The organism is Alloacidobacterium sp., assembly GCF_035631355.1.
Classification (GTDB): domain Bacteria; phylum Acidobacteriota; class Terriglobia; order Terriglobales; family Acidobacteriaceae; genus Alloacidobacterium.
In genome coordinates this window covers 1-25,653 of the sequence record NZ_DASQIX010000063.1, presented here as the reverse complement: position 1 = coordinate 25,653, position 25,653 = coordinate 1, and the positions used below count along the sequence as shown (strand labels likewise).

Below are 25,653 nucleotides of genomic sequence, written 5' to 3'. Positions count from 1 at the left end.
GGGCAACACCGAGGTGCTGGCGTTTCCGGAATTCTTTCCCAACCAGGGCGGCCTTCCTATAAAAGTCGATGGCCAGATTCTTGGTGGAATTTCCGCCAGCGGCGCCAAGTCGGAGATAGACGAGCAGGTTGCGCAGGCAGGGATCGATGCGCTGCTGAAAAAGTAGCACTGCTTTCTATGTTGATTTAGGTTTGGCTGCTATGACGATGCCTTCCCCTTCGCGGATGGTCAGTATCTGGTTGGCCTTGACCTTTGTGAAGCGCTCAATTTTCTGCGTGGTGGGCCACTTCACTTCAATCACATCGACGGTTTCTGCGCTACCCAGTCCGAAATGAAGGCGAAGGTCGCTTTGGGACATGACACTTGTACCGCTGTGTACTTCATTCATTTGCGTATGTTTGCCGGTGGTGACGCGCACTCGCGCTCCAATAGCGGTGCGGTTGCATTTCGTTCCAATGAGCTTGAGCTTGATCCAGTTCTGCTTGTTGCCCCCGTCATTGCGCAGGAGTGATGGCAGGTCATTCATATTCAGGATGAGCGCATCGATGTCGCCATCGTTGTCGTAGTCTCCGAAAGCTGCGCCGCGGCTGGAGAAGCGCTCGCCGATTCCGGGGCCCATCTCTGAGGACACATCTTTGAATCGGCCATTGCCGAGGTTTTTGTAGACAAGCCGTGGATTCTTGAATGTCTGGCCGAAGTTGTATGCGTCGATCTCCGGGTAGACGTGGCCATTGATCTGGATGATGTCAGGCCAGCCGTCGTTGTCGTAATCGACGAAGCCGCAGCCCCACGCGACATAGTTGGTGTTGACGCCGATGCCCGAGGTAAAGGTCATGTCGGTGAAAGTGCCGTCGCCATTGTTGTGGTAGAGATTGCAGGTGTCGTCGGCAAAGTTGGTTTTAAAAATGTCAAACCAGCCATCACAGTCGTAGTCGGCGACGGCTACGCCCATCCCGGCCTGCTCGTGGCCGTTGTCGTTGTACGCGCAGCCAGCCATCACGGCAACATCGGTGAAAGTCCCATCATGGTTGTTCTTAAAGAGGATGCTTGGCTCGGAATCCACGGCGACGTAGATGTCGGGCCAGCCGTCGTTGTCGAAATCGTAGGAGACGGCGGTAATGGAGTAGCGCGGGCCGGGCTTCAGGATGCCGGACTTTTCCGAGACGTCGGTAAAAGTGCCGTCACCATTGTTGCGGTAAAGAATGTTGGTGTCGCCGGGAAGTCCGCGCGGGCCGCACATCGTAGGCACGCCTTTCCACTGGCAGAATTTCGTATCGCTGGCGGAGGGGATTGTGGCTGGATCAAGCTTGATGTAGTTACAGATGAAGAGATCGAGATGACTATCGCGGTCGTAGTCGAGAAAAGTGCAGCCCGCGCCCCAGCGGACCTGGTCTTGCGATAGGCCGGCTTTATGCGTGACGTCAGTGAATGTGCCATTGCCATTGTTGTGGAAGAGGATGTTGTGTCCCCAGAAACAGCAGAAGAGGTCATCCCAACCATCGTTGTCGTAGTCGCCAATGCAGACGCCAGTCTGCCATCCGGTGCGACCCAGTCCTGATTTTTCGGTAACGTCGGTGAATGTGCCGTCGCGGTTGTTCTTGTAGAGGTGCGAGGTCGGAGCTTTGCCTGCGGGCCAGGTCGCATCGAGACGGTTGCCATTGGTGAGGTAGATGTCGAGCCATCCGTCATTGTCATAGTCAAAGAAGGCGAGACCGCTACCTTTGGCTTCGATGATGGAACGCTTGTGATCAACTCCGCCCCAGACGTTGGGAACGGTCAGCCCGGCCTGCTGGGCAACGTCAACGAATTGGACCGAAGACGTGGGAGCAGCAACCGCTGCCTGCACCAGCGATAGATTTTTCCACTTCCAGAGTGGAGTGGTGAGGGTCTCAAGCAGCGCGCCGCTGAGAACGAAGAAAGAGGAACCAAGAAAACGCCGCCGGGGAAAATTCATAGACCTTGAATTGGATTATAGAGATCAGTTTTATCGTGTTGGAATCTTCGGGAAATTGCGTGGGACAATCCCAACGCCTTCTTTGACGGCAATGATTTTATCGATGGGCACATTTGTCAGCTTGTCGACCTGCCCGCTCGGCCACGTGATGACGAGCGAATCGATCTTTGTCCGCTTACCCAGACCAAAGTGGATGCGCGGATCGCTGGCCGACATGTAGCTCATTCCGCCCTTGGCCTGTTCCATGTGCGTTACTCCCTCTGAGGTTAGTTTCAGCACGGAGGCAGTGCCGTCGCGGTTTGATTTTGTGCCAATGAGCAGTACTTCGATCCAATGGTTAGCGTTGCCGCCGTCATTGCGCAGCAATTCAGGAGACTCGCCGCGCACGTTGACTGCAATGTCGATGTCTCCGTCATTATCGTAGTCGGCAGTGGCGAGGCCTCGTCCAGCTACCGGATGCATGAAGTCGGGGCCGAGGGAATCGGATGTCTTTTCAAAATGGCCTTTGCCGGTGTTGCGGAACATCAGCAGCGGCTCTTTGTAGGAAACTTCGCTGTGATACAGATTCACATTGTCGAGCATGGCCCCGTTCAGTTGCAGGATATCGGGCCAACCATCGTTGTCGTAGTCGATAAATTTGGCCGCGATGCCGCTCAGTAGTACAGCCTTCTGGCCGATGCCACTGTTGTAGGTCTCGTCGGTAAAAGAGCCGTCGCCGTTGTTGTGGTAGAGGCGGTCGAGCTCCAAATCAAGGTGCGTGATGTAGACGTCGAGCCATCCGTCGCCATCCACGTCGGCTGCGTCTATGCCCATTCCGGCTTCGTACTTACCGTCCTCGCTTGCTGCAATGCCTGAGAGCAGAGAGACATCTTTGAATGTGCCGTCGTGATTGTTGATGAAGAGGAAATTCGGCCAGGTGTCGTTGGCGATGGCAATGTCAGGCCAGCCATCGTTGTTGAAGTCGGCCAGCACAACGCCCATACCCTTCGATTCGGGCAGGCCCACGCCCGACTTGTCGCTGACATCAGTAAATGTACCGTCGTGATTATTGTGGTAGAGCTTCGTTTTTTGCCCCCTGTAGTTGTTGGGATTGCAGTAGGAGCGATAGCCGGGACGGCGCTCACCGCACCAGAGATTGTTTTTCGGCGACCACTGAATGTAGTTGGTGACAACGAGATCGAGGTAGCCATCCTTGTCGTAGTCGAACCATCCCGCGCTGGTTGACCAGTTGCCCTCGTCAGCGACGCCTGCTTTTGCAGTGATATCGGTGAAAGTTCCGTTGCCATTGTTGTGGTAGAGAATGGCGCGGCCATAGCCGGTGACGTAGATGTCCGGGTAACCGTCGTTGTCGAAGTCTCCGATGGCGACACCCTGGCCGTAGTGTCCTTCGCCTCCTAAGCCCGCTTTGTCCGTAACATCAGTAAAGGTTCCGTCGCCGTTATTGCGGTAGAGCGCCGAGCGCAACGGATGTGTTGGCTTATAAATGTCGGTGGCTGCGGACTGAACAAAATAGAGGTCCATCAGTCCGTCCTGGTCGTAGTCGAGCCATCCCACGCCGGTACCCATAGTTTCGAGGTAATACTTTTCGTCGGTCTGAGTGGAGTCCTGGACGAAGTTGATTCCCGCTGCCTTGGTCACGTTCGTATAGCGGACTGGGATGGTTGCTTCCTGTGACTTGGCGAGTTGCTGCGCGAAAGTCTGTGGAGAGATGAGAGCGCTCAATAATGCAACGAGCAGGGAAGCAGTGCAGCTCCAGACTCTTCCGGATTGCGACAGTGTCCCCATGCTTTAGAGGGTCCGATCGGCGAGAGCCAACGCCATTTGCAGCAACTGCTGGCGGCTGTCCATCGGCATCGGTTGATTGCCGGTCGAGGAAACGTCGGGGGCCTGCGCAAGAGCTTGCTCGATGCGGCTCACGTCGAGCGCGCCGTTCGCATTGCTGTTCTTGAAGCGGTTGAGGACTTCGCGCGCTTTTGCGATCTGCCCGGTCTGGTAGTAAAAGACGCCGAGTGTGGAATAGCTGCCGGGCCACTCCGGCATCAGGTCTACCGCGTGTGACAACTCGTCGGCGGCCTGCGGTGTGTTGCCCTCCAGAGCGGAAACAACCCCCAATCCCCAGATAATTTTTCCTGAGCCGGGCACGCGTGCCTGGCCTTTCAGGAGTGTTTGCTTTGCTGCTGTGACGTCATTCTGACGCAGCTGGAGCAGGGCGAGCGAGAGATAATCCTGGTCGTTGTCGGGATTGCGGGTGATTGCGTCTTCGTAGACCTGCGCGGCGTGGGCCGTGTCGCCAAGATGTGCGTAAATGTCTCCCAGCAATGCGAGATAGGTGTTGTCTTTACGACCAGCTTCAGAAACCTGTCCGGCAGCGTCGAGCGCCTGGCTGTACATACCTTTGCGGAAATAGGCGTCTGCGATGTTGAACTTTACTTCGTCAGAACCTGGGTTCGCCTGCAGCGCATTCTGGAAGTGTTGAATAGCATCGTCATATAAGTGATAGCGGGCAAGCAGCACGCCAACGCCATTTTGTGTGCGGTAATCGCCAGCGCTGATTTTGTCGAGTTGCGCCAGTGTGTCTTTGGCCTGCGCCGTATTTCCGGCTTTCAGGTACGCCTCGGTGAGCAGGTATAAATCTTCGGGTTGATCGGGATGCTTCTTGATGTCGTCGTTGAGCTGGTTTATGTCGAATTGGTTCTGCGCCTGCGGCGCAAGCTTCGCACGATTGTCGAGATAGTCGAAAAGATGCTCATAAGGATACGGTCCGCTCGCTGCGTCTTTGGAGAGTGTCTGAAAAACCTTGAGGTCGCGGTCGGCGGCGTCCATCTGGTGCAGATTTCGCTCGACCATGGCGAGCTTGTAATAGCCGGTGGCCGGGTTGTGACTTACCTGAACATACTTTCTGAGCAGGTCTGCCGCTTCTGTGTATTTCTTTTCGGCAATGCGTAGATTGGCTAGTTCCAGCAGCGCATCCCCGTAATTGGGATTGGCGCGGAGGGCCTCTTGAAACAAGGTTTCCGCTGTCGCTGCGTCACCCTGCCGTTCTGCGATGAAACCCAGATTGAACAGGCAGGAGCTGTTGCGCGGGTCGAGTTTCAGCCCTTCCTGGAAATAATGCTTTGCCTCGTCGAAGCGTCCTAAATGCTGATACGAGATTCCGAGGAACACGTAGGAGCTGGCAGTGGGATTGGCCTGAATGAGCTTAGTGAAGACCGCTATGGCCTTCTCCACTTTGCCTGCCATGAAGTAGCTTTCGCCCAAAGCGGCTTGCAGGTCGGAGCGCTGCGGCGCGATCTGTAGGCCCGATTCCAGAAGCGGTATGGCGTCCTCGTAGTAGTTCTGTGACATGCTGACACGCGCCATGAGGAAGATGATGTCTGTGTTGTCGGGCTCTATTTTGTGGGCGCGGACCAGCATGTCGAGTGCATCAAGTGGGCGCGATTCATTTGAGTAAACTTGCGCGAGCACATAAAGCGTCTCCGGCGAATCGGGCTTGAGTTTGAGCACGCGATTTAGAACCAGGTCGGCTTTAGGATTGTCGCCGCTACGCAGATAGGCCAGCCCGAGGTTGTAGAGAATCTCGAAGGTGCCTGGACGAAGCGTGTCGGCTTTTTCCAGCTCAAGCTGCGCAGGCTTGTATTGCTTTTCAGAAGCGAGCAGAACACCCAACGTGAAATGAAGCTGGAGGTCGTTCTTGTTCTCCGCGGAGAGTTCCGTTGCCATACGCAGTGCCTCCGCCGTGCGGTTGCTGGCTAGATAAGCGTGAACCAGGTTGAAGCGTGTCGCAATGTTGGCCGGGCGCACGTGCTCAAAGTATGGAATGGCCTGCGCCGGCGCACCTTTGCCCATCAGCAGAATGCCGAGGTTGTAGTTTGCGTCGTGATTGGCAGGGTCAAGATGCAGAACTGAACGGAATTCTCTTTCAGCGAGGTCAGGCATCTGTTCGGAAAGATAAGTATTGCCCAGATTGTTGTGGGTCTTTGCTGATCTGGGATCGAGTTTCAGTGCGTGCTGGAAAGCATCGACTGCATTGGTAGAATCTTTCTGGTCGATGTAGATGATGCCCAGCAGGTTCCAGGCTTCTACGCTGCTGGGTTGCCGCTGCAGCTCCTCCTGCACCTTTGCTTTGGCCTGATCGAACTGGCCTTGCTCACGCATTGCTTCCGCCTGCTGGAGATTGAGCGAGACTTGCCGCGTCCCGCTATGTGACTGCTGTGCCGTGAGCATCTGACAGCTAAGCAGAAGGCCGAGGCCGCAAGTCCAAGATGCAATCGCAGGTCGAATTGTATGCTTCAACATCCAAACACACTCTAGTCGGCTGCCTTTCACGACAGCTAGTTCAGCATTTCGAGCATCTGCTGTGCAGCTCGGTTGGCAGGTTGCAGTCGCAGCAGGTCCTGCAATATCGCTATGGCTTTTCCCTTATCATGCTGCATTGCATAAAGACGGGCAAGGTTAAGGTACGACTGGTCAAAACCGGGAGCCAGGCGGACGCAGGTCTTGAATTGCGCTTCAGCTCTGGCAAAATCCTTGTTGCGGACGAAGAGGACACCTAGATTGTTTAACGCCTCGGGGTAATCCGGACGAAGTGCAACCGCCTTCTCTAAATAATCCTGGGCCTGCTGCAACTGGCCCTGCTGCGCGTAAAACATTCCGAGATTGTAGTTGGCTTCGGGATCATCCGGCTCAAGCGTGAGCGCATGGCTGAGGAGTGGCTGTGCCTTGTCAAACGCTCCCTGGCGGCGATAGAAATTTCCCAGATTCAACATCGCGATGGCGTAGTTTGGCCTCAGCGTGAGCGATTGCTGGAAATTCCGCACTGCTTCATCCGCCTGTCCCTGCTGTGCAGCAATCATCCCGAGGTTGTTCCACGCTTCTGGATAATCCGGGCGCAGCTTCACTGTTTGCTCAAGATACTGGCGGGCCTGCTGCAAATCATTTCTGCGCAGATTGAGAGTGCCGAGATTGTAATAAGCCTCCGCATCATCGGGCTTCTGGGCGATGACCTCCCGGAAAGACCCAGCCGCCGCATCGAGATATCCATGCTGGAAGAGCGCCACACCGTAAGTGAAATCATTGCGCTGGAATGCATCCTGATAGAGAGTGCCGCTGAAGGGAAGCGCTTTGCGCATACGGTCGGCTGGTGTGGCCGGGATGGATTTGAGGTCTGCCAATACCTGCTGCGGATCGATCGGCCCCTGGTAGAGTTTTACGATCATACTGTCTTGATCCAGCAGGAACGACGTTGGAATGGCAAGGTCTCTGCGACGATCGAAGAGATAGCGGTAAATGATGTTGTAGATGCCGGCCACTTCCGCCGTGGAGACCAGAACAGGGAAGCCGAGCGCAGGTGAAGCGAGCGATCTCGCGGTTTCATCAACATTGACGGCGACAATGTTCAGCTTGTTTGCGGCGAACGCTGTGCGGTACTGATTGAGACGCGCCAACAGCTCGCGGCATACCGAATCACTAGCCTCACAGAAGTTGAGGAGAACATAGCTGCCCAGGAAAGATCTGAGTTCGTGCGTATTGCCTGCGAGGTCTTGTAGAGAAAATTCCGGGGCCTTCAGCGGCTCAATGAGCCATGTTTGTATAGCGGAAGGCAGCTCATCTTCTTTGGTAGGCATCGATGATGGCTCTAGGTAAGACTCCGACGGCGCAGCGAAAGTCTTGGCCGCGAATGTAGCGGAGCCCTCTTCAATCTCGATCCTTTGGTTGACGGACAGGTTTTCAAAAACCTGAGAAAGACCGCTGGGCCAGCGGACGGTGGCGCGGACCGTGCCCTCGTGGCTTCCAACTCCCCAAAAAAGCTCTTTCGTGTGCTGCGCAAGAAATCCTGACCCGGCTTGCAAAGATTTTGTTTGGCGAAGCGCGCCCGCCTCCAGCGTAATTACAGTTCCAATGCCGTCGCGATTGCTTTTCGTCCCGCGCAGGCGAAAGGCGATGGAGTTGCCGATGTCTTTCATCGCGTTGCGCAGAATCCTGATCTGCGGAGCAGTGCGGTTCTTGAGAATCAACTCCAGTCGCCCGTCGTGATCGATGTCGGCGAGCGCGAAGGAGCGGCTGTCATCAAGAAAGTCGAGACCCGCCGGGCCTGATATTTCGGAAAACGTGCCGTCGCGATTGTTTGAGTAGAGCACATTTCTTTCGTAGCCGCTCCACGAGCTATCCGAGCGGATAAGTTCATTCACCGCGTTCCAGCCGTGTTCGTAGGCCTGCGAAGGCGTCGAGTCGTCGGGCGATCTTCCTACTACCTGCCGCCAGAAAAAGCTGCTGAGATCGCTTCGGTCAGCACCTGAGACATATCCATTGGCGATGTACAAGTCGGGGTAGCCGTCGTGGTCAAAGTCCCAAAAGTCCGAGCACCACGACCAGCGGCCCATGGCAACTCCGGCCTGCTCGCTGACGTTCTGAAATTTGCAGTCGCCCATGTCGCGATAGAGCGAATTGCCGCGCGCATGACGCCGATAGAGCGTGCGGACATGGTCAGGCGCACTGGGATGAAAAATCTTCTGCGTAGAAACCCGCTGCCCGGCAGACGACCACATGTTGGCGGCGTAGATGTCCTGATTGCCGTCGTTATCGAAATCAGACCACGCGGCGCTCATGCCGGCTCCGGCCTCCTCGACATGCGCGTCCTTTGAAATATCGGTGAAAGTCCCGTTTCCGTTGTTGCGATAAAGGTTGCTGCGGCCAAAATCATTGGCGACATAGAGATCCGGGAAGTCGCTCGCTCCAGAATTGCCCCAGGCGCAGGCGAAGCTGTAGCGGTTGTTGTTCGTGTTCAGTCCAGCTTCTTCCGTACGATCTATGAAAGTTGCGTTGCCTTCGTTGCGCAGAAGAAAATTTGGTGGACCGTTGCGTGCGTCAAAGTAAGGCACTGGGTAATGATACTGGTCGAGACCGAGATAGTAGCTGTAAAGGCAGAAGTAGATATCGAGGCGCCCGTCGCAGTCATAGTCGGCAAGCGCGGCATGGGTGAATGTTCCCTGAGGCGGCTCGACAAACTTGAAGGCGTCGCGTTTGAGCGAAAATGTTCCGTTGCCTTGATTGAGAAAAAGCAGAGGCCCGCTGCCGCAGACAACAAGCAGGTCTTGTAACCCTTTGTTCTCAAAGTCGGCAAAGAGCGCGCATGAAGAGTTGTCGAGTACGTTGAGGCCGGATTTTTCCGTCACGTCCTCGAATGTCCCGTCACCGCGATTGCGGTAGAGCCGGTTTGGAAGCCCGGACGGCTGGCAGACGTAGAGATCGTCGAAGCCATCGTTGTCAAAGTCGCCCATGGCGATTCCATTGTTGCCGTAAAGGTCGATGCCGCAAGCACCGTCGAGGATAGTGCGCCAGTAATCGGAGCCATGCAGCATCTGCTTGTAGGACTCCGTTGCTCCGAGCGCCTGATGAGTCACGTCAATGAAGACAGGCGCGGACGCGACAGCTCGCGTCTCTTCGCCTACCTCCCATTTTGTGACCGTCCACACGTCCACAGCGCGCGTCCATTCGGTGCTCCAGCTTCCAACCCGCTCTTCGCGGCGCTCATCGGTGTGCGTTATGACGAGGTCATACCGAATATCGAGGCGCAGTATCGGCGGGTCATTTGCAACTTCCTCGATCGCAGTAATTTGAAATTCCGCAGTATCAACCCGCATGACGAGCCCCAGATAGTCACGGAATGCCTTGAGAAACTGCTCGCGTCCGGGAAGCGTCCCGCCGCTGAATCGCCGTTTCACGATCTCGATCCCATGATCGGAACGAAGCTTCGTCTCTTTTGCTGATGTCAATGACGAAGCCGTGACGGATGTATCCAGAAATCTCCCCAGAGCTGATATATCGCGCGCAGACGCCTTGAGTACCTGGCTCCACTGTCCAAGCACCGCGCCGATGTCAGCGGCATATTTCTCCGTGACGTACTCATCCGAGCCGGGAGCAACTTTGCGCAAAACATCTTCAAGCGGCGATTCCGCCGGATAGCTCGGAGTCAATCGCAAATCAGCGAGAGGGAAGTGCGGGTTCAGGCCGGCGGCGTGCAGGAAACCGAAAGGTAAGCCGCTGAAGGGGGCGGCATGGAAAAGCGCGGGGGCAAGCCCCATCCTCTTGAGGAACGCGCGGCGTGAGAAGGATTGATTCGGGTCTTTGCTGCGCGACATCTTTAAAGATTTCCAGTCGGAGAAGCCAGGGAGTTTTCATCCAGCACAAGCATCGTAGCACCCGACCAAAATCTCATTCAAAATGACTAAGCCAAGACGGAACATGGCGAAGCAGCATCTGTCAGCCGTCAAAAATCGGCCTCCACCTTTGGTTTGACTAAGTCCTAAACTTTTTGTTTGACAAAGCATATTTCGGGATTTTATATTGCCGCTCAATCAAATGTAACCGGTTACTTAGCCGGGTCAAATGTATGCGTTTACTCCACCGCGCTCTTAACACTGGCGCAGGAAAGCGGAGGTTTTGGGATGGCTAGTTACAAAAGTGCTCTCAGTTGGTTTCGCTCTTTCGGCTTCATCACCCTCACATGCTTGTGTGCTCTGCTGATCCAGAGCCAGCGCAGCTTTGCGCAGGTGGATGAAGGATCAGTCACCGGAGTGGTTCAAGATACCACCGGCGCTGTAGTCCCGAATGCGACGGTGACGCTACTCAATACGGACGTGGGTCTGTCGCTCGTAACCACCACGAACGGCAGCGGCGTATATACTTTCTCGCCGGTCAGAATCGGGCACTACTCCGTGTCCGTAAGCGCTTCTGGCTTCTCTACGACGACCCAGCAGAATTTGCAGGTGGCCGTGAGTCAGAACCTGCGCGTAAACGTCGAATTGAAAGCCGGCGCCACGACCCAAACGGTTGAAGTGACTGCTGCGCCGCCAGAGCTGCAGACCGAGGATGCGTCAACGGGGCAGGTAATTAACGGGCAGAGCGTGAACGATCTGCCATTGAATGGACGCAACTTTACTTTTCTGGCGCAGCTCAGTGCCGGAGTGAACACTCCACAGGCTGACACGCGCGGCAATGCCGCTAACGGCGCATTTTCCGCGAATGGTCTGCGGCCAGCCCAGAACAATTACCTCCTGGACGGTATCGACAATAATTCCGACAATGTCGACTTCCTGAACGGAACGAACTTTGTCGTGCTTCCTCCGCCGGATGCGATTGCAGAGTTCAAAGTCCAGACATCGGACTATAGCGCTGAGTTGGGTCGTGCCGCGGGTGCGGTCCTCAATGCTACTGTTAAGTCCGGCACGAACAGCATCCATGGTGCCGTCTGGGAGTTTTTCCGCAACGACAAACTGGATGCCGCGGACTGGTTTGAGGACAATGCAGGGATCAAAAAGGGGGAACTTCGCTGGAATCAGTTCGGAGCTTCTATTGGCGGCCCCATCATCAAGAACAAGATTTTCTTCTTCGGCGACTATCAGGGTTTTCGACACGTGCAGGGCAATACCCAGTCTGGGATAGCGGTGCCAACCGTTCTGCAGCGTAACAGCGGTTATACCAATCTATCGGAACTGATCAGCGCGAATGCCTCGAGTGCGCCACGTACTGATGCGCTTGGAAGATCGATACCGGTCGGCACAGTGCTCGATCCAGCAACTACTCGCCAGGCGCCAAACGGCGGCTGGGTTCGCGACCCCATCGGCCTCTCAACCTGCACCGGACCGACCATTTCACTCGCCAGCTGCCCGGGTCTGAATCAGCTTCCTGCCAACAGGATTGATCCAAACGCCGTTGCGCTGTTGAATCTTTTCCCGCTGCCGACCAGTGGGGGCGTCACGTCGAATTTTGGAGTCAGTCCCAATCTCTACCAACATAACAACCAGTTTGATATCCGGGCCGACTTCAATCCTTCAGAAAAAGATCAAGTATACGCACGGGTCAGCTACTGGGACAATCCGCAGTATATTCCCGGGCCTTTCGGAGGCGTAGCGGATGGCGGCGGCTTCCAGCAGGGCGACCAGACCGCGAAATCTTTCCAGGGTGTGGCCGTGTATACACACGTTTTCTCACCAACCACGGTCAATGTAGCGCGGTTTGGGTGGGATCACTTGCACACCTCACGGTTCGGCCCGGTGGGCAACCAGCTTGGGATTCCCGAGCAATACGGAATTCCAGGTATCCCGCAAGTTGCTGGTAACGGCGGCCTTCCCGCCTTTTCATTTGGGGGACTACAAACTTTGGGCAGCAACAGCTTCCTGCCTTCCGACGAAACTACGCAGACCACCCAGATCACCGATGATTTCTCAAAAGTTTACGGAGCGCACAGCTTCAAGGCGGGCATTGAATATCAGCACGTAGTGTTCAATACTCTGCAGCCGGCCTGGTCGCATGGGCAGTTCGACTACAACGGCAGCTTTACGGATATTCCGAGTAACAACAGCAGCACCACAGGCATCGCGCAGTTCCTTTTGCCGCCGGTTGCAGCTCCTGGCATAGCCGTCCCAGGCGTCTCAAACGCTCAAGGCGGCTCTGACCAGGTATATGCCTCCAACATCAACAAGACCTACGATGAACGAATGTACATGGCCGGCTACTTCCAGGACGACTGGAAAGTAAATCCCAAGCTCACCATCAACGTGGGCCTACGCTGGGATTACTTTGGCCCGATCAACGAACAAAATGGGGGGCAGGCTAATTTCGTTCCCGGCGGTACTGGGAACGGCAGTCCTACATTCATCATTCCGGCAACCGGGAAGGATGATAGGTCTCTCTCGACAGCGACAGCCTCTAATGGTCTCTGCGTACCACAGGCTGGCTCACCGGGTTCGTCCGCGTGCCCTGCAGGCACTACACCTCAGGGTTTCACTGATCTGTTGACACAGGACGGAATCACACTCGATTCGACCGACAGGTACGGCAAGGGCTTGCTAAAACCGCAATACAGTAACTGGGCGCCACGCTTCGGCCTTGCCTATCAAGTGGATCCGAAGACCGTGGTGCGCGGTGGGTTCGGCCTCTTTTACAACGCCTTTGAGAATCAGGGATATGGCCCGAACATCGGTGAGAATTATCCCTTTGTATACAACTTCGACTATGTTTCCAGGGTTCCACTTAACGCTCCAAGCGGCTACAGCACAGTCGCACCGGTAAGCTTTGGCACTCCCTTTGGCTCGTGCTCGGGCGGGACCGCAGGCTACGGCGGAACTGCGACCTTCGAGTCCGGCTTCTCCTGCATTGCATTTTCGCCAACCGAAGTAAACGCATCAGGCCTGGGCCTGCAAGGACTTCAGTTCAAGTTCGTAACACCCAAAACCATTGCGGCGAACCTCTCAGTCCAGTATGCGATCACTCGCACGCTGGCGGCGCAGATCGGCTATGTGTTTACGGACGCGAATAATCTTCAGGTAAACCTTGGCGCGAATAACGTGACCAAGCTCCTGCCGTATAACGCGAGCACCACGGGCGTAGTCGGTGGTGGCACCGCAGGTACAGTCCCGTTCCCGGATTTCGGGGGTGGTTCGACCGGACGAATGATTGGCGCCAGCATTTACCACGGCTTGCAAACCAAGCTCGAACAGCAATTTGCGAGCGGACTGAATTACCTCCTCACCTACACCTTCTCGAAGACCTTCACCGACGCCGGCGACTTGCTGAATGGCGGCAGTTTGAACGGCAGCCGAGCAGTGGATATCCCTGGTTTTGGTCTGCGTTCAGATTGGTCACTGGCCTCTTTTAACGTCACCAACGTATTCCACTTCAGCGGCGGATACCAGCTGCCGTTCGGCAAGGGCAAGCACTTCTTGCACGACGCTGGGAAGCTCGAGAATGCAGTGTTGGGAGGGTGGAGCGTAAACTGGATTACCACGCTTCAAGGCGGCCAGCCGCTCAGTTTGGGTTGTCCGACCGGAACAGTCGCAGGTTCAGGCTGCAACGATGTGACTGTCAAAGGGCAGAGTGCCAAGCTTGGGCTGCACACCGACTCGAACGGGAAACTAAGCTGGTTTGGTAATCCACAGGCTTTCCAACAACCCTGTGAGCTGGGATCCGACCTTGCTCCGATTCCGAATTCACCAGCCGGGTGCATTCCTTTGACTGGTTTCGGAGCTTTGGGTTTTCGTCCGGGAACGACCACAGGGCCGGGATACCATCGGTTCGACTTCTCCACGTTCAAGAGTATTCCGATTACCGAACGCTTCAACATGGAGTTCCGGGCCGAGTTCTTCAACATCATCAACCATCCGAATTTCAATGCTCCCGGGTTCGGCGGCAACGGCGTCGTCTCGATTCCCAACTCTACCAACTTCAACAACTCCAACTTCGGCGAAATCGGATCGACTCGTGATGCTCCTAATGCCCCGAGACAGATTCAGTTTGCTCTGAAGCTCTACTACTAGGCTAAGATGAAAGCACCCCGTAAAGGCCCGCTTGATGCGCGGTCTTTCGGGGTGTTCTTGCGTAGCGCTTAGCATAAAAGGGTAGGCTGTGAGCAGAAAGTGTCGATCGCGGTGGTTGGTTTCAGCCTCTCTTGCGCTTTGCGCGGCGTTTGCCGCAGGCCAGGATCGACAAGCGCTGGATCGTCAGTTCCAGTCCGCTGTCGCCAACTATGATACAGAACACTATACCGAGGCCGCGGCGCAACTCGAGGCCCTGCTGCCTTATGGATCAAAAAGTTTTGAGGTTCATGAATTGCTGGGGCTCATCTATGCCGCACAGTCGCAGGACTCCAAAGCTGTTGACCAGCTTGAAATCGCGGCCCACCTGAAACCTGACTCGGCAGCGGCGAGAACCAATCTCGCTGCCAGCCTCTTTCACGCTGGAAAATCTGTACAAGCTGAAGAGCAGTTTCGCAAGGCGCTGGAGCTTGATCCGCAGGACTATGACGCCAACCACAATTTGGGCGAGCTCTACGTTCAGTCAAGAAACATGACTGAAGCGATTCCACTGCTCGAAAAAGCACAGAAGATTCGGCCTTCTTATGACAACGGCTATGATCTGGCGCTTGCTTATTTCCTTACCGGGAAGCTGGATCAGGCACGTCAGCTCGTCCAAAATCTCGAACTGATAAAAGACACGGGAGAGCTGCACAACCTTCGGGCACAGATCGAAGAAAAAGACGGAAAGTATCTGGCAGCTGTGAACGAATACGAAACCGCCGCCCACATGGACCCCAGCGAGAACAACCTGTTTGACTGGGGAAGTGAACTGTTGTTGCACCGCACGTATGAGCCGGCGATAGAGGTGTTTCAACAGGCCACACAGCGTTATTCAAAGTCGCCGCGGCTGTTTATCGGGTTGGGAATGGCGCTTTACTCGCGCGGCAAGTATGACGACGCAGTAAAGGCGCTGCTGACGGCGGCCGACCTGAATCCATCTGATCCGCGCTGCTATCTGTTCCTCTCGAAAGCATACGGCGCTTCGCCGAACGAGACAGACGACGTGATCCGGCGGTTCCGCCGCTATGCTGATCTCGAGCCTAACAATGCTCAAGCCGTTTATTACTATGCAATGAGTTTGTGGAAAGGGAAGCGTGTCGAGGATCCCGGACAGGACCTCCAGGATGTTGAGTCACTATTGGAAAAATCGATTACGCTGGATCCGAACCTGGCTGACGCTTATGTGCAGCTAGGTAATTTTTATGCCGACAAGCGCGAGTATGCGAAGTCTGTTCCCGAATACGAGAGCGCGTTGAAACTCAATCCAAACCTCGCCGATGCGCACTACCGACTTGGACAGGACTACGTTCACACAGGTGAGAAAGACCGGGCGCAGGCAGAGTTCGAAGTATATCAGCGGCTCCGGGCAGAGCAACTCGCCGAAGTTGATAAAGAGAGGGCAGAAGTCCAACAATTTGTGTATTCGGAAAAGGAAGCTTCTTCTTCCACCAAACAGTGAAAATTCTTGAGTCGGGCTTTAAAGGTGTATTTGAATGACATTGGGATCATCATTTTCGGGAACATTCAAAGAACACCTCACCAATCCGAGGGAATTCGCACATCGCCTCAGTTGCAGCCGTAGAGATTTTTTGCGAAATGCAGCTGGAGTCGTGCTCGGCTCGGCGCTGATGAGCGCGAGTCCTTTTGTTCGCGGAGCAGCGGCAAAAAAGCGGAAGATTATCGTTGTTACCTTCGGCGGCGGCGCGCGCGATCAGGAAACATTTGCTCCCGAGGGGCAGGAAAATATCCCGCACATGCTGCACGAGCTGATTCCCCAAGCGAGTTTCTTTACGCAGGTGGTGAACCATGGAATCCTCGGCCACTACGTTGCCACAGCGAGCCTGGTGACCGGCGTCTATGAGACCTTCAATAATTTTTCGGCAGTGCCGCCGGAACATCCTACGGTTTTCGAATATTTCCGCAAGGACTTGAAACGTCCTTCATGGGACGCCTGGGTGGTCGCTCCCAGCAATGGCTTCAATCGAATCGGCGAGAGCGATTACCGTTCGTTCGGTCCGGGCACGGGCGCAAGAGTGATTTTGCCGAAGCACCTGCTGACAGCCGCGATGTCAGAAAGCACGACTGACTATACGCATCTGCTGCGCGATAACTATGAGACCCCGCTATACACGCCTGAGTTAGTGGGCAGCGAGTTTGAGCTACAGCAGATGGAGACAATCCTGAAGCTTTCGGTCGATGATTTCAAGGCGCACGCGAAAACACTGTCAAGCCCTGATGAGCTCTCGATGTACATTGTGCGCCAGCTCATGCGGCAGCAAGCTCCCAGCCTGCTCTGGATCACTCTGCACGATATGGACATCGCGCACTCTGGGGCCTATTCACTCTATATTGAGGGAATCCAACGCACCGACCGGCTTTGTGCGGAGCTTTGGAAGGCGGTGCAGAGCGAGCCTGAATACGCCGGGAATACAACGATCTTCATTCTCCCGGATTTTGGACGCGATTCCGACCAGGATTCGGGTGGCAACGGATTTCAGCACCACCGCACCGGCGATCCCGCCTCGCGCACGACGTGGATGATGGTGCTCGGCGCGGGCATTCACGAAGGTGTTGTCTACGATCAGCCCATGCAATCCACTGATCTGGTGCCGACACTCGGAGCGATCATGGGGTTCTCTCCTACGGTGGCGCAAGGGCGTCCAGTGCCGGAATTGCTATAGCCATGCTTCCACGCGATCTCAAAGCCGAACAGTTCAATGCATATCCTCCGGAAGCGCATGCGCTGGCTGTGGCCCATCTTGGCACGCTGCAGCAACTTCCACTCAGCTTCCTGCCCAATCTGCTTCGTGAGGTGATCGACTACGATTACCGGTTTCCCGCGGAGCGCGCGACTCTCGACAAGGAACTGACAAACCTTGGCTCGCTTTCGCCAGAGCAGATGAAAGAGTGGTTTCAGCCGTTCTCACAACTCACGCTTTCATCCCAACTGGAAGACTTCAACTGGGTCAACCAGCCGGCGCAGTTCGTTGAGCAGCTTTCCGCATTTCTCTGGTCCACACACCAACTGGACGCCTTCCGTAAAGCCGCCCTCGAATATGGCGATCGCCTGCGCGCTGCAGTACCGCCTGAAAAACCGGCGACGCCTCGCCTCGGAATTGCGATTATCGGGCAGGGCCTCGCATCTTACGATGCGCCGTTGTTTCGCAATCTGCGCGCGCATGGAACATACTTTGAGCGCGTCAAGCCGGACAACGGAGTTGAGCTTCTCCTGAAAGGCGTGGCCGGGCGTGCAAAGGCGCATCCCGTTCCCTATGGGCACTGGTATATCGAAGGCAGTCACTTAGTCGATCACGATCCCTCGCTGACTTGCGTTTCCTATCAGGCGCTGGAACCAGTTCGCTCCGCGCTGCTGCGCAACATGCAGGGAGACATTAAGCGTCCGGGCATGGGGCCTGAGGAGTTGCGCACGCATATGGCCGAGTTGACCCCAGCCGATCTGGGCATGGACAAGTCCGGAGACGAGGTCCTGAATCGTTTTCAGGTCAAGGTGCTTACCGAAGGCTCCGGCACGCAAATTTTTGCCACCACGTTTGCACAGTGGGCGGCACGCGAGGCGCTGCGACGTGCGCAGCCCCTGACGATGCTTGTCCGCTTTGGCCCTCGCCAGCGACAACGGCCCATGAACGAGCTGCTCTCGAATGACCGGACCACTCCCGCAGAACTTGATTTGACAGGCTCTTTGGTCGACGCGGATATGGGCGCCTACTATAACTGGATCAATCAGCAGCGGCTGACCGGCGCGGAGCAATCTTCATTTCTGGTGTGGTTTGAAGGCCACAGCCAGGCCCTTGCGATTGGCCCATCGCTCGCCCGAGGAACGGTCTCAAATTCGCCAGCTGGTCTGGGAGAGCTGCTTTCCTGGGCCAGCGCATAAAGCCTCCTTGAAATAGTCGAATAAATATCTCCACCCTTTGTTACTCTTTCTGCATTCAAATTTTGTCCGATCACGGAGTGGACATCCATGTGGCGACTGGTCCGCGAGTTAGTGAGACCGTATCGCGGTTCATTGCTGGTAATTCTGTTGGCCATGCTGACGGAGACGGCGATGAGTCTTGCAGCGCCGTGGCCGCTCAAGATCATTATTGACAACGTTGTCGCGCACCACAGGCTCGCGCCGTGGCTGGATCACATTGCGCGTCCCATGCTTGAAGGCGGCCAGAAAATGCAGGTTGCAGCCTTGGTGGCGCTGGCGGCATTGCTCATCGCCGTAGTTGGCGCGGTTGCAAGTTATGTAGACAGCTATTACACGGAAAGCGTTGGTCAATGGGTTGCCCATGACCTGAGAATGCGGACATATCATCATCTGCAGCGCCTCTCGCTGGGTTATTACAACACGCATCAGACCGGATCGTTGCTCAGCACAATCACAACGGACATCCAGACGATTCAAGGCTTCGCAGCCTCTTCCAGCCTCGATATCCTCGTCGATCTGCTCACTATCATCAGCATGTTGGGCCTCATGTTCTGGCTCAACTGGGACTTCACCCTGATAGCTCTGGGAATTACGCCATTCCTGCTGCTGTTTGTTTCGCGATTCAAGAAGGCGGTGAAAAAGGCAACCCACGAAGTCCGCAAAGAGCAGAGCGAAATTGTCGCTGTGGTGCAGCAGGGACTCGAATCGATGTCGGTCATCAAGGCTTTCGGCCGGCAGGAAGAGCAGCAGAAGCAACTAGGCAAGGTGAGCCACGCGACTGTTGATGCGGCGCTGCGGGCAAGAAGGATAAAGTCTCTACTGTCTCCGGTGGTTACGGTGACCGTGGCTGCCTGCACGGCTGTTGTATTGTGGCGCGGCGCATGGCTGATTGTGCATGACATAATGACAGTCGGAGCGCTTACAGTTTTCCTCGCGTACCTCAGCCGGTTCTTCAAGCCGGTCAAAGACCTCGCCACTATGACCAACCAGATCGCACAGGCTGCAGTCGGTGTGGAGCGCGTGCGCGCCATTCTGGACACAGACAGCATCATCCCGGAAAAGCCTGACGCGATTGCGCCCGGGCCTCTCACCGGCGCCATCGAGTTTCAGAACATCGCTTTTGGATACGATCTGAAAGTACCTGTGCTGCGCGATGTGACCTTCAGAATTGAGCCGGGACAGTTCATTGGCGTTGTGGGCCCTACAGGTGCAGGTAAATCGACCATCCTGAGCCTCATTCCGCGTTTTTACGATCCGATTGCCGGAGTTGTGCGGATTGATGGCAAGGACGCTCGCGATTTGAAGCTCAAGGACCTTCGCGACCAGATCGGCTATGTTCTGCAAGACACCGTGCTCTTTCGCGGCACTGTGGCAGACAACATTGCTTTCGGCCGGCCTGACGCAACCAGCGACGAAATTATTGCAGCTGCGAAACTGGCAAATGCTGATGAGTTCATCGCAAAGATGCCTGACGGTTACAACACCATGGTAGGCGAGCGCGGGGTTACCCTTTCAGGCGGACAGCGTCAGCGAATCGGGATTGCGCGAGTGATGGTCCGCAACAGCCCGATTCTTCTCCTCGATGAGCCGACAGCAGCACTCGATACGGAATCGGAACATCTGGTAATCGATGCGCTTGAAAGACTAATGAAGGATAAAACTGTGATTACTATCGCGCACAGGCTCAGCACGATTCGTGACGCCGACAGGATTCTCGTGATTAGCGGCGGGGTCGTTGCCGAGTCCGGCTCGCACGATGAGTTGCTGATGCGCAACGGCATTTATGCGGGCCTGTATCATGCGCAGTTCAAGGACCTGCCCGTACGAGTTTCCGCCCATGAAATGCGTGTTGGCCTGAAGACAGCATCCGCGGAGGGAGCATAGATGTCGCGTTCGCTGATTGTGCTGCCCGATGATTCGGTTCGTCCGCTCGTGGACGCGATCCAGCAGTCTTCAAAATCGCTTCGGATCAAGATGTTTGTCTTCTCTGATCCTGTTCTTATGTGGGCTGTAATAGCGGCGCACGATCGTGGCGTCAATGTCCGCGTGATGCTCAACCCGGCACGGCGCAGCGGTGAAAAGGAAAACGACGACACTCACCGAATGTTGACGGATGCCGGAGTTGCCGTGCTCGACAGCAATCCGGTCTTTGACGTGACCCATGAGAAGTCGATGGTGGTTGACGACCAGTCCGCATTTATTCAGTCGCTTAACTGGCAAACCAAAAACTTTACCCGGACGCGCGACTATGCAGTTCTGACGCAGCATAAGCATGAGGTGGACGAAGTGATCGCGTGCTTTGACGCTGACTGGAACCGGCAGGAGTTCAATCCCGGCGACCAGTCACACCTTATCTGGTGCACCGGCAACGGGCGCCAGCGTATCGCGCAGTTCATCGATGAGGCCCGGCATTCCTTGTGGGTGCAGAATGAGCGTTATCAGGACCCGGTGATTATCGAGCGCCTGGTGCGCGCCCGCAGGCGTGGAGTACACGTCAAAGTCATGATGCGGCCTCCGCATACTTTAAAAAAAGACAAGCTGGTTGAGGGCATTGGTGGCGTTCGCATTCTCGACGACGTTGGCATCAAAGTGCACAAGCTGAAGGGTCTGAAGCTCCATGCAAAGCTCCTGTTTGCCGATGATGCGCGGGCGATTATTGGTTCAATCAACCTGGCGCCTGGCAGCTTCGACAGCCGCCGCGAGCTGGCCATCGAAGTGCGAGACGACAGCATCACCAGCCGCATTCATGAAGTGCTGCACCAGGATTGGGAAAACTCAAAGCCGATTGACCTCACCGATGAGGGCCTGCTATCCGAGCTTGAAGACGTTGACGAAAACGTATCGGAAGACTTGGCATTGGGAAATCACAAAAAGAAAAAGACTGATGCGTAGAGTCGCCCCTTATTCAGTCGGTGCATGAAGCACCGAATCGCCGGACAATCGAACCGTGACAATTTCATGCGGATGAATATCCACTTGAAAGCTGTTCGCCCCTTGCGTGGATAGTTGCTTCTGGTCGCGCTCGACTGCGTCTGTCTCCACCGCTTTGCGAATCGCCAACAGCGGCGTCCTGATTGTAACGGTGCGCGCGTCTCCGCCCAGGTCAATCAGCCGGAGAATCGTCCCATCTCCATCTTCCGCAGGCTTCCATGTGTCGAGCAAGACATTTGGGTCGTTGATGGTAAGGAAGCTGGATGTTTTGCCGTCCAGTGGACGAGGCAGGTCGAGCGCCTTGTCCTGCGAAGTAATTTCGTCGGCTTCAAGCGGGGTAATTCCCTCCCATCCCATGCGGCTCAACGCAGCTGCATCCGTAGAAGGCGCACTGGTCACAACAAAGCGAAAACGAAAATCGTCGCCCTGCGCCGCGCGATAGTTGGTGTGCCAGTAGTTGTTCATGGCATAGGCAAAGATGCTTCCTGAGCGCTGTCCGAACTCCATAGGCCATGCGCCGCGATTGATGTCTCCCAGCGTAACCAGTGGAGTATCGAGCGGCATCACCGTTACTGATACGCCGTCCTGCTGCACCGAAACCCAATGCTGCACTGAGAACCACTCATGGCCAGCGCCGGGATACATGTCCTTCGACGGATCGACCACTCCGTTCTGGATTTCATACTGAAATTGCGGATGGCTCATCGCAAAAGGAAACGCAAAGTAGACAGCTTCTTTGGTCAGCGCTTCTTTCTTGGTGACGTCTTCTACAAATTCAATCTTCTTCTCGCTTTTAAAGAGCCGGATTTCATTGACGATCTTCGGCGTGTTTTCTGCCGAGCTCTCAAGTCGCGCGCGCCAGCCGTAGGCCGTGCGTTCCACTCCAATCAGCCGCCCCTGCGCCGCTCCATGAATCTGCAATTCCGGCTTTGGCGAGACGACACGGTATTGCAGCAGGCTGTTCGGCTCCTTGTCGCCGCCCGTGACGTAGAGATACTGGCCGAAGCGATAAGGACTGTTCTCATCTACCAATTCTTTCTTGAGCTGCTTATCGTAAATGCTTCGCACCGCGCCCGAAGACGGATCAAGCTCTACGCGGTAATAAGGGCTTTCAAGCGTAGTGCTCGAACTTGTCTCATCTGCCGAAGGTGATTTCTCGGCCCGGCGGAAATAGTAGACCTTGTACCCAACCTGCGGCACGTCTTTCGCAACGAATTCGACGCGGCGAAAATCATTGCCTTCGTGGACGACTGAATAAGGAACCGGCTGATCTGTCGCGCGATCGACAATTTCCTGGTCTTTATCGAGATCAATGCTGACAACGCCATCCCGATCCCAGTTCAGCGGATTGAAAACGATGAGGCTGCCCACGCCAGCGGCAATTGAATCGGCCAGGCTGGCCATACTGCCGCGAAGCAGATGGTCGCGCAGGTCAGCAGCAGTGGTGGCGCGCGAATCCTTTACGCGCAGCTGCTCGGTCGCCTCGCGGCTCGTCGGATCGGAAACGCTGTTGTATGAGAGCCAGGTGTGCTCATCCATCAGCACCATGTTCTTCCACATTGCGTCCAGCGCATCGTGATCGACAGCGAGCCGTGGATTCACGAGCGAGCTGATGGTCGCCAGCTTCTCGGCGGATGGTCCGCGACTCTCGTTCTCGCGCTCCAGGGCGGCATAGAAAGCATCTGAACCGATGCCGTCTTCCCAATAGGGGCCGCCGTCTCCGCGAACAGTCGGAATGCCGTCTCCAAACTGCTTCGCAATGTCGGCAAGCGCGTCATGAAAGCCGGAATACTGTATGCGCGGATAGGCGTAGAGCGCATTCCACTTATTTGCCAGTTCAGCCTGCTGCGGAAACAAGTCTGTGTTTTCAACCTGAGTGCCGAAAATAATCGCAGCGCTCGCACGATATCCCGGATGCTGGTACATCTGCAGGAAGAGTGGCAATATCTCCTCGCCCGTTTCCGGCAGGGGCGGCAGGCCGAAGAGAAACTGCATCTGCATGTAATGCCGCGAATACCAGAAGAGCACCTTCTTGCCATCAGGGCCCTCCCAATACATCGGCGAATTTTCGTTCAGATGTCCCTGCAGCAGAACAGGTGCGCGGTCGTTGTTGCTTCCGGCAAGAAAATACTGAATGCCCGCTGCCGCCAGCACCGACGCATACGACCACGAATAAGACGGGACGTCCGTGATGTTGGCATAGTTGAGCGGAGTGTGATGAACGCGGCTGAAGTCAGCGCTGGGATAGAGTGAGCGAATCAGCGTCTCAGCCGTGGGAAAGCCGGTAAGCACATTGGCATATTGCGCAGGAATGTAAAGCTGCTCATTCTGGATCGCCTGAATAACGCGCTGCTGCTCCTGCGGTGTGCGTGACTTGAGATATTGCTCCAGGTTCCATGAGCCGTCCGTGCTGAAGCGGAATGACGGATGCTTCGCCGTCAGGTCCATCGCTTCGTCGAGAATCCGACTCTGGATCGTCGCGACTTTTGCCTGATAGTCCGTGTAGCCGACGTCGAGATGAACGTGTGGGACAAGATAGAGCGTCCACTTCTTTTGCGGCTGAATCGTCTGCGTGAAGTGTGTCGCGTGTCCATTGAGATTCAACATCAGGCGGGCTTGAGTGTCGGCAGGGAATTCTGGAACCGCTAATTGAACCCGCTCTTCGCCGAAATCCTGATCAGCATGAAGGGTCTGCTTGTAGTGCTGGCCCGCGATTTCGACATCAACCTGCCCGGAACGCAGGCGCTCGCCGGAGCGAACGAAAACATCAACCTGCTCTGTGAGCGCTGCGCCGTGCTGCTGATAAAAAATCGTGGGCTCTGCCTGCGCAGTTGGGCCACCTGATAACGCCGGCAATCGGTCAAGCTCTACCGCATCATAATTAAACCCCGCGTCGGGGACGCCTTTGTCGGCGGTCGCGATAGCCTGCAGTGCAATGCTGTTCATCCCCCGACGCAGATAGCTTCTAGGAAAATCAAATTCAACAGTTGTGTGAGCATATGCCGGAAAGAAGGCGGCCATGGTGTCGCCCATGCTGTAATCCAGTTTGGGATGCAGGTAGAACGTTCCTGAGATTCCATTGATGGAGACACGGAGCGCAGGCATGCTGGAATGCTCTATTAGTAAAGAGACGCGGAGACGATATGCAGGCGATGGCGTAGCAGGCAGCGAAAACTGGATCGCACGCGGTGCAGACGATGCATCCGGATGACCTGAAAAAAACAGCGCAGGTGCATATCCATACCAGTCCTTGTTCGCCTGGTCTTTGCCGATGGCGAATGTCACAGGCTTCTGCGGCGCACCATCAGCGAATTCAGCGGAGGAGCGATCAAACGTGCCAATGCGCCAGACCTCGGTTTGCGCCTGCGCATGGTCACCAAGGCAGAAAGCTACAAGTATGAAAAGAAACTGTCCCGCAGACTTGAAAGGCATGCAAACTCCGTTATGGTAGCGATTCCACTGCGGGTCTAATAGTAAATGGCGCATCCCTTCTTTGGCACAATTTCGGGACGAAATCTCATCTGTTGCGGCGTATACTCCTGCTGTCCGGTCATAAAGGGTCTTCCGTGCAGCCTGCTCCTGTTGAAGCGCGTTCTGCTTTTCTAGTTAAGGTTTTCGCTTTTGCAGTTCTAATGGCAACCGTGTCTGCCTGTGCGCAAATTCACTGCGCTCCCATTGCTCCGCACAATCCAACTCCGGCTGAAGAAGCATACGCGCAGGGAAACTATGATGCGGCGGAGTCACTTTACATGCAGACATTGCAGCAGAGCCCGCAAGATGCGGCTTTATCTGCGGCATTGGTGAAAACGCTGCTACGCGAGGGCAAGCTTAGTGATGCTGCGGCATTGGCGAATAAAGCCCTTGCCGACAATCCCAATTCCGCCACTGCATTGACAGCAGTCGCAGAAGTGCAGTACCGCGAAGGCCGGCCTTGGCTGACGCTGCAGACTCTCGATAAAGCCGCGAAACAAGACAACTGCTATGCGCGGGCGCATCTCATCCGCAGCCGGATTCTGCGCATCGATTCGATGTACGCCTCGGAGCGCAAAGAGCTGCAGATGGCCTACGACATCGATCCGACAGACTCCGACATCAGACGCACATGGCTGCAGATTGATTCTCCCGCAAAAGATATTCAGGGAACGGAAGCCGCCCTCGCCACAATGACCAATGTGGACGCGGACCTGCGCGAGAAGGCCATGGCTTCGGTCCATGCGCTGATGGGGCAGCTTACCGAAAATTCAAAGACATGTAGCAGCGCACCTCTTACATCCGCAGTGGACTTGCCGCTTGTGCCTATGCTGCCTGACGGGAAACATGTCAGTGGATATCAGTTGGAGGTCCAATTTCCACAGCGAAAAGCAAAACTTATCGTCGATACAGGAGCGTCGGGCCTGTACATCAGCCGCGCACTGGCCGACGAGAACAGTTTCCAGCATGCGGTGGGCGACCCGCCTGACACCGTCCGCGTGGACAGCATT

13 protein-coding genes are annotated in these 25,653 nt (G+C 55.5%); 8 read left to right on the top strand and 5 right to left on the bottom strand.

Annotation, left to right across the window (positions count from 1 at the left end; all coding sequences use genetic code 11):
* The first annotated feature begins 13 nt into the window (after positions 1-13).
* Positions 14-166, top strand: a complete 153-nt coding sequence (locus tag VEV40_RS20730) for a heme-binding protein (protein ID WP_414637842.1) — start codon at positions 14-16, stop codon at positions 164-166.
* Between the two features lie 9 nt (positions 167-175).
* Here VEV40_RS20730 and VEV40_RS11685 read toward each other — a convergent pair whose 3' ends face one another.
* The 4 genes from VEV40_RS11685 to VEV40_RS11670 form a co-directional block, all read right to left on the bottom strand.
* Positions 176-1,954, bottom strand: a complete 1,779-nt coding sequence (locus VEV40_RS11685; protein ID WP_324832520.1) for a CRTAC1 family protein — start codon at positions 1,952-1,954, stop codon at positions 176-178.
* A gap of 30 nt (positions 1,955-1,984) precedes the next feature.
* Positions 1,985-3,739: a CRTAC1 family protein gene (locus VEV40_RS11680; protein ID WP_324832519.1), complete on the bottom strand. Its 1,755-nt coding sequence runs from the start codon at positions 3,737-3,739 to the stop codon at positions 1,985-1,987.
* A 3-nt stretch (positions 3,740-3,742) separates the two neighbouring features.
* The gene (locus VEV40_RS11675; protein WP_324832517.1) at positions 3,743-6,178 is read right to left on the bottom strand and encodes a tetratricopeptide repeat protein; all 2,436 of its coding nucleotides are present in this window, start codon (positions 6,176-6,178) and stop codon (positions 3,743-3,745) included.
* A 107-nt stretch (positions 6,179-6,285) separates the two neighbouring features.
* Entirely contained in the window at positions 6,286-10,092 is a 3,807-nt protein-coding gene (locus VEV40_RS11670; protein WP_324832515.1) for an FG-GAP-like repeat-containing protein, read from the bottom strand.
* 306 nt (positions 10,093-10,398) lie between these two features.
* Here VEV40_RS11670 and VEV40_RS11665 point away from each other — a divergent pair, with 306 nt between their 5' ends.
* From VEV40_RS11665 to VEV40_RS11640, 6 genes are all read left to right on the top strand, one after another.
* The gene (locus tag VEV40_RS11665; protein WP_324832514.1) at positions 10,399-14,268 is read left to right on the top strand and encodes a carboxypeptidase-like regulatory domain-containing protein; all 3,870 of its coding nucleotides are present in this window, start codon (positions 10,399-10,401) and stop codon (positions 14,266-14,268) included.
* An 88-nt stretch (positions 14,269-14,356) separates the two neighbouring features.
* The gene (locus VEV40_RS11660) at positions 14,357-15,766 is read left to right on the top strand and encodes a tetratricopeptide repeat protein (RefSeq protein WP_324832513.1); all 1,410 of its coding nucleotides are present in this window, start codon (positions 14,357-14,359) and stop codon (positions 15,764-15,766) included.
* Between the two features lie 130 nt (positions 15,767-15,896).
* A complete protein-coding gene (locus VEV40_RS11655) occupies positions 15,897-16,988 on the top strand; it encodes a hypothetical protein (protein ID WP_324832511.1) in 1,092 nt (363 codons plus the stop codon).
* A gap of 2 nt (positions 16,989-16,990) precedes the next feature.
* A complete protein-coding gene (locus tag VEV40_RS11650) occupies positions 16,991-18,202 on the top strand; it encodes a hypothetical protein (protein ID WP_324832510.1) in 1,212 nt (403 codons plus the stop codon).
* 87 nt (positions 18,203-18,289) lie between these two features.
* Positions 18,290-20,125, top strand: coding sequence for an ABC transporter ATP-binding protein (locus VEV40_RS11645; RefSeq protein ID WP_324832509.1), 1,836 nt, complete (start codon positions 18,290-18,292; stop codon positions 20,123-20,125).
* Entirely contained in the window at positions 20,126-21,133 is a 1,008-nt protein-coding gene (locus VEV40_RS11640) for a phospholipase D-like domain-containing protein (RefSeq protein ID WP_324832508.1), read from the top strand.
* Between the two features lie 9 nt (positions 21,134-21,142).
* Here VEV40_RS11640 and VEV40_RS11635 read toward each other — a convergent pair whose 3' ends face one another.
* On the bottom strand, positions 21,143-24,604 hold the full coding sequence (locus tag VEV40_RS11635; RefSeq protein WP_324832507.1) for a polysaccharide lyase family protein: 3,462 nt from the start codon (positions 24,602-24,604) through the stop codon (positions 21,143-21,145).
* Between the two features lie 200 nt (positions 24,605-24,804).
* On the opposite strand from VEV40_RS11635, the gene VEV40_RS11630 reads away from it, so the two are divergent.
* Positions 24,805-25,653 (top strand): tetratricopeptide repeat protein (locus VEV40_RS11630; protein ID WP_324832506.1); only part of this gene is annotated, 849 nt, incomplete at its 3' end.